The organism is Corynebacterium sp. HMSC074C03 (assembly GCF_001838285.1).
Lineage (GTDB): Bacteria > Actinomycetota > Actinomycetes > Mycobacteriales > Mycobacteriaceae > Corynebacterium > Corynebacterium amycolatum.
The window spans coordinates 1-6,869 of the sequence record NZ_KV836224.1 but is presented as its reverse complement, the minus strand read 5'-3'; the positions used below and the strand labels follow the sequence as shown (position 1 = coordinate 6,869).

Here is a 6,869-nt window from a genome sequence, read left to right as displayed (position 1 = left end):
GAAAAATGGCTTGAAAGTGTCATAAACTCGCACAGTTTCATATTTGAAGCCCGCAGCCACGACTGAAATAGCAGTCACGGCTGCGGGCCTCCTGCAGATCTAGCTCTGCTAAGAATCTAAAAAGATTACTTGTTAATCACCGTGGTCGGGTGCACGTAACCCAGAGTCTCCGGATCAACCGGGAACTCAATGTCGCCGAAAGGCGAATCTGCACCAGCGTGGTGAGCAATCAGTTCAGTAACAGCGTGCTGACCAGGCTCGAGGTCCTTCGGCCAGCCGGGATCGACATAGGATTTCTTTGCAACGTTAGCCATGCTGAGATTATCCCAAAAATTTTCTCCCCAGTCACCTTCTCCCCTCCTTAAATCTCACTAAAGTGGGGATTGTCATGACTAGCACCACCCCCTTTGCACTCTTTTCCGACTGGCTGGCAGGTCAACCAGACCAATTTGTGGGCGCTATCCTCAGCAATCGCCCCGATGCGCTGTCGCCGCCGCCGAAGTCTTCCCAGGTGCTAGCGGCAAGGCTCCAGCTCCGCGCTTCTGTCTCCCGCGCGCTGACCAAACTGCCCGCACTGGAGCTCGCCTGCATTGAGGCTGCCGCTGACCTCGGTGCCGACGCCGAACCCGTCACTGCGGACGCCCTCATCGACTACATTCTCGACTTACTCTCTCGAGCAGAAGTTCCCGCCAATCAACGGCCCACGGCCACACATATTCGGACAAGCCTCGATACCCTGCGCGAATACGGACTCATCTGGGGCAACGGCCCCGGCCCCCGCGGCACCTTCACCGGCAAGTCCACCCGCAAGAAGCCTCTGCCCTGGCAGGACTACTTCTGTCTCAGCGATGAGGTCGCCACCTCGTTGCCACCCGGCTGGTATCTTCTGCCCAATCCCGATGGCCCCAGCCGCAGCCAGCTACGCACGGCACTCACCAAGGTCACAGACAGGCAGCAGCGTCTCCTGGACACCCTCGCCAACTCCGGAGGTCTCGGCGTCACAAAGGACGCTCATCCGGATGCCGACCCCTCGCTGCCGGTCCCAGCGCTCATCAACGCCGAACTGCTCGAACGCATCGACGAGGGCACCGTCCGCCTACCCGCCACCGTTCGCGCGCTCATGCGTGGAGTCGGGCTTGCCGACGACGACGTCCCCCTGCGCCCCGAACCCCCCGCTACCCATGTGATTGCCAGCGGTAACGACCGTGCTGCCGCCACTGCCTGGGAAACTTTGCGACAGGCGACCGACCTCCTGGACCTACTGGGAACCAACCCCGCACCGACCTTGAAAAACGGTGTCATCGGAGTGCGGGAAACCCGCAATCTCATCGAGGAACTCGGCGTCGACATCTCGGAGCTGGCTCGCGGCGTGGCTAACCTCGGTGCAGCGGGCCTGGTTCATGTCGGCACTCCGCATCCGCTGCCACTGCACGACACCGGTGGTGACTATTTCGCACCCACGCTGGCAGCCGACGGTTTCCTCGACGCCGATCTGGTTGACCGGTGGGTGAGCTTGACAGTCGGCACTCGCACTAGCGACGCAGCGCCCTGGCGGGTCGACCAGCTCAATGAGGAAGGCAAGCGCATTGCTCTGCTCTCACCTCAAACTCGGCTCTCCGGGGTACCGTCAATCCGGGAAATGGTGCTGGCCTGCTGTGCGCAGGTGGCGTCGTCGGCAAGCGACAACGACGTCGTCGCCCTGACTGACCTGCGTGAATGCGCCGCCTACTACTACCCGATCACCAACGCGAGGTGCACGGACGAGACTCTCAGTGGCGTGGTCGACGAGCTGGTCGCCCTCGGCATCGTCGTGCGGGACCCGGGTGTGGAAACGATTTCCGTCGGCCTTAGCGAGGTTGGCAAAGCCATGGTCGCGCTCATCGAATCCGGTACCGCCGAGGCCTTCGACGATCTGCGTGCCGCCTGTAACAACCTCTTGCCGCCGAACGCCTCGTACCTGATGGTCCAGGCGGACAACACCATCGTCGTGCCGGGCCCCGCATCCCCGGAGATGGAACGCATGCTCAGTTCGATTGCGCAGCTGGAATCTCCCGGCCTCGCCAGCGTCTACCGCGTGACCGAAGACAGTCTTCGCGATGCCCTCGACGCCGGCATCAACGCCGCCGATATCTCCGAGTTTCTCTCGCGCTACGCCGTCAGCGAGGTGCCGCAGTCCATTACCTATCTGCTTGACGACGTCGCCCGCCGCCACGGTCGTCTCCGCGGTGGCCCCGCAGCGTCGTTTATCCGCTGTGACGATCCGGCCCTGCTGGCCTCATTCCAGAGTCACCAGGCTGGACAAAGCCTGGCGTTGCGGAAGATTGCCGAAACGGTGCTGATTAGCCAGGCCCCGCTTGCCCAAGTGATTGAGACCGCTAGAAATGGGGGCTTTTCCATCATCGCCGAAGATGCAGAGGGTTTGGTGCTGGATCTCGGTCGCGCTCCCTGTCGCATTGAGGCACCAGCTCCGGTGCCCACCGCGCGTACAACGATGCCCGAACCGGAACGCATCAGCCAAGCGTTGACGGCTATTGCCGATGGCAACCGTGCTGCCGAGCACGCCGGTAGTTCCAGTGGCGCTACAGCCAGTGGCAGCACTGCTGGGGTCTCTGGCTCGGTTGCGGATTCGGCGACAGGTACGGGGACGGCTGCCGGTGCCAGCGCTAGCACCGGTGGCACGAGCGACTACGCCTCCGGCACCGAAGCATTCAAGCTTCTGCAGCGCGCGGCACGCCACGGTGACGACCTCTATTTGAGCTACGTTGACCGCAACGGCAAACCCGGCCGCAAGCGCGTGCGCCCAGTCACCGTCTCCGGTGGGCAGGTCGATGCTATCGACCCGGCCACCAGCCAAGTGCTGCGCTTCCTGCTGCATCGCATTACCGAAGTACGTCCTGTCGACTAGGCGGCGGGCGCGGGGACCGTCGTAAAGCGATGCAAAAGCGAATGTGACGGTTCGGGATGATTCGAGCCCGTGGCGCATCTTCTGCGTAATCGTGGCAGAATTGACCTTTAGCTTATTTTTGGTCGAATGTCTGCGAGGCGAGGAAATAATGGGTTTCGGTACGGGTCCGCTGATCGTCCAATCGGATAAGACGGTGCTGCTGGAGGTCGATAATCCGGAGGCGGATGCGGCACGCGCGGCGCTGGCACCGTTCGCGGAGCTCGAACGTGCTCCTGAACACGTGCACACCTACCGCATCACCCCGCTGGCGCTGTGGAATGCCCGCGCCGCCGGTCACGACGCGGAGCAGGTGGTCGACGTCCTCGAGCGCTTCTCCAAGTTCCCCGTCCCACAGCCCCTGCTTATCGACGTCGCGGAGACCATGGACCGCTACGGTCGCCTGAGCCTGACCAAGCATCCAGCTCACGGCCTTATTCTGGTCTCACACGACCCTGCGGTACTGGCCGAGGTGACCAAGCACAAAAAGATTCGCCCGATGCTCGGTGAGCAAATCGATGCCGACACCTGGACCGTGCACCCCTCCGAGCGAGGCCGAATCAAACAGGAGCTGCTGAAGGTCGGCTGGCCTGCCAATGACACCGCCGGCTACATCGACGGTGAGGCACACGCCATCGCTTGGCAGGATCAGGGCACTGGAGGTGACGACGCCTGGGAACTGCGCGACTACCAACGCATGGCGGCTGATTCCTTCCGTGAAGGCGGCTCCGGCGTCGTGGTGCTGCCCTGTGGCGCAGGCAAAACAATCGTCGGCGCGGCGGCCATGGTAGACGCGCAGCGCACCACTTTGATTCTGGTCACCAACACGGTTGCCGGTAGGCAGTGGCGCGACGAACTGCTGCGACGCACCTCGCTGACCGAGGACGAAATCGGCGAGTACTCCGGCGAAAAGAAGGAAATTCGCCCCGTCACCATTGCGACCTACCAAGTGGTCACGCGCAAGACCAAGGGGGAATACCGCGCACTCGAGCTATTCGATTCCCGCGACTGGGGCCTCATCATCTACGACGAGGTCCACCTCCTGCCCGCTCCTGTGTTCCGAATGAGCGCGGATCTGCAGTCGCGCCGTCGACTGGGGCTCACCGCCACCCTGGTGCGCGAAGATGGCCGCGAGGGCGATGTCTTCAGCCTGATTGGCCCGAAACGCTACGACGCCCCGTGGAAGGACATCGAAGCCCAGGGCTGGATCGCACCGGCTGACTGCGTTGAGGTCCGCGTGACCCCGACCGAGTCCGAGCGCATGCTCTACGCCACGGCTGAGGCCTCCGACAGGTATCGCCTGGCCGCAACGACGCCGACGAAGATTCCCGTCGTTAAGCAAATCCTTGCCCGACACGAGGGCGAACCCGCTCTGGTGATTGGTGCCTACTTGGATCAGCTCGAAGAGATTGGCGAGGAACTGGGCGTCGATGTCATCGAAGGAAAGACGTCCAATGCCAAACGCGAGGAGCTCTTTGGGAAGTTCCGGCGCGGCGAGATCAACACGCTGGTGGTCTCCAAGGTTGCGAACTTCTCCATCGACCTTCCCGAAGCCTCTGTCGCCGTGCAAATTTCCGGCACCTTCGGTTCCCGACAGGAGGAGGCACAGCGTCTGGGGCGTCTCCTGCGCCCGAAGTCCGATGGTGGTGGCGCCGTCTTTTACTCGGTGGTGACTCGCGATACGCTCGATACGGAATATGCAGCTCATCGCCAGCGTTTCCTGGCGGAACAGGGCTACGCCTACCGAATCGTCGACGCAGATGAGTACCTCGGCCCAACCCTGCCCGGCGATTCCACCGCTAGCTCGGAATCCTAGAAAAATGGATAACTAAAGGACTGCCATGAACTTTCACTTTCCCGTCAACCGCGAGCACACCAACGCCAACAACGAGTACTACCGCGATGCCCGCCGGCTGCTCATCTCCTCCGGCATTTTCTCTGCTCTGCTGCTCGTCGGCGCTGTGCTGGTTCTAGTAGTTTTCGACCGCACGCCGTTTGTTATCGGCAGCGCGGTTGTGCTTTTCGCCCTCGCGGCTCTCTACGTCGGCGTTACCTTCCAGGTGCGACGCGCAATCAAGGATCCGCAAGAGCTTTACGACGAATCCCCGCTGGTTCCGGCCATGATTGCGCGTGTTGATGAGCGAACCATGGTGCTGATGACTTTGGTGGACATGCGTAAAAACCCCTCCGATGGAGAGCCCGCCCCGGCCCTGGCTACACGTACTGTCACCACGATTTCCGGGGTTCCCCGCCGCGTGGGCGCGAAGGTGCCAGCTGTTTCTGTGGCCGGTACACATAAGAGCCGCACCGAGTTCTACGATGAAATCACCCCAGTGCCCCTCGCGTGGTCCACTCCGGATAAAGCAGTTATTGCCCAAGCCCAGCGCAATATTCCGGTCAACGATTGGAATGTCCTCGAACGCAACATCGACCGGGTGGAAGAGGTCCACGCAACGAAGCGCAACCTCCTGCCGCTGAACTAGTCGGAGCCTGTTCGCCCCCGGCCTTCTGGCACTGAGCTGTTCTAGCTCCGCCCCCGGTTTCCCTCACCGGCGCTCTCCTCCGCAGCGCTTACATACACAGCGAGAGCGCCATTGGGAACTGAAACGGGTTGACTAGCTTTTGCCCCAGGATTCTTCGTTCTGCCGGTCAATCGCTTCCTTATCGTATTCACCTGCCGGGTCCTCTGGCAGCTCACGTTCCGTGTGAGTGGCCTCTAAAATGAACCGCGCCGCGTCCGTAATCTGCTCTCGCTGAACCTTTGGAACCGCAATCTGGTGAGTTGCCAAGAATTCCGCCTGAGAGGCCTCTCCGCCCGCCTCCTCGACCTTCTTCAGGTACTCGGTAGCTGGACGAACGACAGTATCGCGGGTAGCTGCCTGAACGTGGACACGCATGCTTCGCGACGGCTCATGCAATCCCGGTGACACTTCCTTTGCCGAATCGTCAGAGGTGCCGAAAAATGCCTGCAACCACACGGCAGGCGCACCACGCAAGTCTAGGGCCGGAGCAACGAGCAACAGAGCAACCGGCGTGTCCTGACTAATCTGGTCTACCGCGGAAACAACGTTGTGCCCGCCTGAAGAGACACCGTAGAGAACTATCGGGTTCTGATCGCTGATGGGCATTGCACCCAATTTCTGAAGCTGCAACGAATCATCTGCGACAGATGCGACTACCCGCACGATGTCATTGACGGCCTCAGATACCTTGTGCTCTGGTGCGAGCCGGTAATCCACATCCACAACAATTGCGCCCGATCGGGCTGCCAGGGCAGCCATATTTGGGCCGAAGGAATTCTCACGCAGACTGCCGTCACCCATCCAGAAAGCGCCACCGTGTGCGGCAACTACCACAGATCCGGTTGGATCCTTCGGAACAAAAACTCGAACCGGAACGCTAGGACTATCCCCCACCGTCGTATCCGTTACTTCAACCTTGCCATCGGCGTACGCAAGGTATGGCGAAGAATGGTTGACGGCCGCCCCCAAGACCATCATCGAACCGTGAATAATAGCGTCGGGCATACGAGCACCGCGGTCATTGACTGACGCACGAGCCTTCCTGATGTCTTCTTCAGAGGCACCCAACGGGACAACCTCGCTCAAGTAGGAATAGGCCGAGACGTGTTCTTCAAGCCATTCAATAAGCTGTTGCAGCTTACCCTCTTCGGTCGTTACGGGAGTGAAGTTGTCTTGAGACTCGGCCTCAGAAGAATCGAGGTTAACCACGTCGGAGTTAGGTGTTTGATTAGTCATAGAAACAGTCTGCCACAGAGAACCCGTGAGGATTCACCAAGCTAGGAAACCGTAGATATGCTCGATCAGTTTTGCTAACTGAAAATCTATAGAATATTGGATGGCACAAAAATAGTACTTTGCGTCGTTTATTCTGTTGAATGTTGTTTACTTGTGGGTAAAACAAAAGC

5 protein-coding genes are annotated in these 6,869 nt (G+C 60.3%); 3 read left to right on the top strand and 2 right to left on the bottom strand.

Going from position 1 to position 6,869, the window contains the following annotated elements:
* Positions 1-125: 125 nt before the first annotated feature.
* On the bottom strand, positions 126-314 hold the full coding sequence (locus tag HMPREF2847_RS06985; protein WP_016423317.1) for a hypothetical protein: 189 nt from the start codon (positions 312-314) through the stop codon (positions 126-128).
* 74 nt (positions 315-388) lie between these two features.
* On the opposite strand from HMPREF2847_RS06985, the gene HMPREF2847_RS06980 reads away from it, so the two are divergent.
* The 3 genes from HMPREF2847_RS06980 (at position 389) to HMPREF2847_RS06970 (ending at position 5,424) form a co-directional block, all read left to right on the top strand.
* Positions 389-2,905, top strand: a complete 2,517-nt coding sequence (locus HMPREF2847_RS06980) for a helicase-associated domain-containing protein (RefSeq protein ID WP_070851950.1) — start codon at positions 389-391, stop codon at positions 2,903-2,905.
* A 148-nt stretch (positions 2,906-3,053) separates the two neighbouring features.
* On the top strand, positions 3,054-4,757 hold the full coding sequence (locus HMPREF2847_RS06975) for a DNA repair helicase XPB (protein ID WP_070851949.1): 1,704 nt from the start codon (positions 3,054-3,056) through the stop codon (positions 4,755-4,757).
* A 25-nt stretch (positions 4,758-4,782) separates the two neighbouring features.
* On the top strand, positions 4,783-5,424 hold the full coding sequence (locus HMPREF2847_RS06970) for a DUF3239 domain-containing protein (RefSeq protein ID WP_070851948.1): 642 nt from the start codon (positions 4,783-4,785) through the stop codon (positions 5,422-5,424).
* A gap of 132 nt (positions 5,425-5,556) precedes the next feature.
* Here HMPREF2847_RS06970 and HMPREF2847_RS06965 read toward each other — a convergent pair whose 3' ends face one another.
* A complete protein-coding gene (locus HMPREF2847_RS06965; protein ID WP_070851947.1) occupies positions 5,557-6,699 on the bottom strand; it encodes an alpha/beta hydrolase in 1,143 nt (380 codons plus the stop codon).
* Positions 6,700-6,869 lie beyond the last annotated feature (170 nt).

Excerpts from the sequence above, each read along its gene's own strand:
- HMPREF2847_RS06970 (WP_070851948.1), top strand. The coding sequence starts at position 4,783 with ATGAACTTTCACTTTCCCGTCAACCGCGAGCACACCAACGCCAACAAC.
- HMPREF2847_RS06965 (WP_070851947.1), bottom strand. The coding sequence starts at position 6,699 with ATGACTAATCAAACACCTAACTCCGACGTGGTTAACCTCGATTCTTCT.
- HMPREF2847_RS06980 (WP_070851950.1), top strand. The coding sequence starts at position 389 with ATGACTAGCACCACCCCCTTTGCACTCTTTTCCGACTGGCTGGCAGGT.
- HMPREF2847_RS06985 (WP_016423317.1), bottom strand. The coding sequence starts at position 314 with ATGGCTAACGTTGCAAAGAAATCCTATGTCGATCCCGGCTGGCCGAAG.
- HMPREF2847_RS06975 (WP_070851949.1), top strand. The coding sequence starts at position 3,054 with ATGGGTTTCGGTACGGGTCCGCTGATCGTCCAATCGGATAAGACGGTG.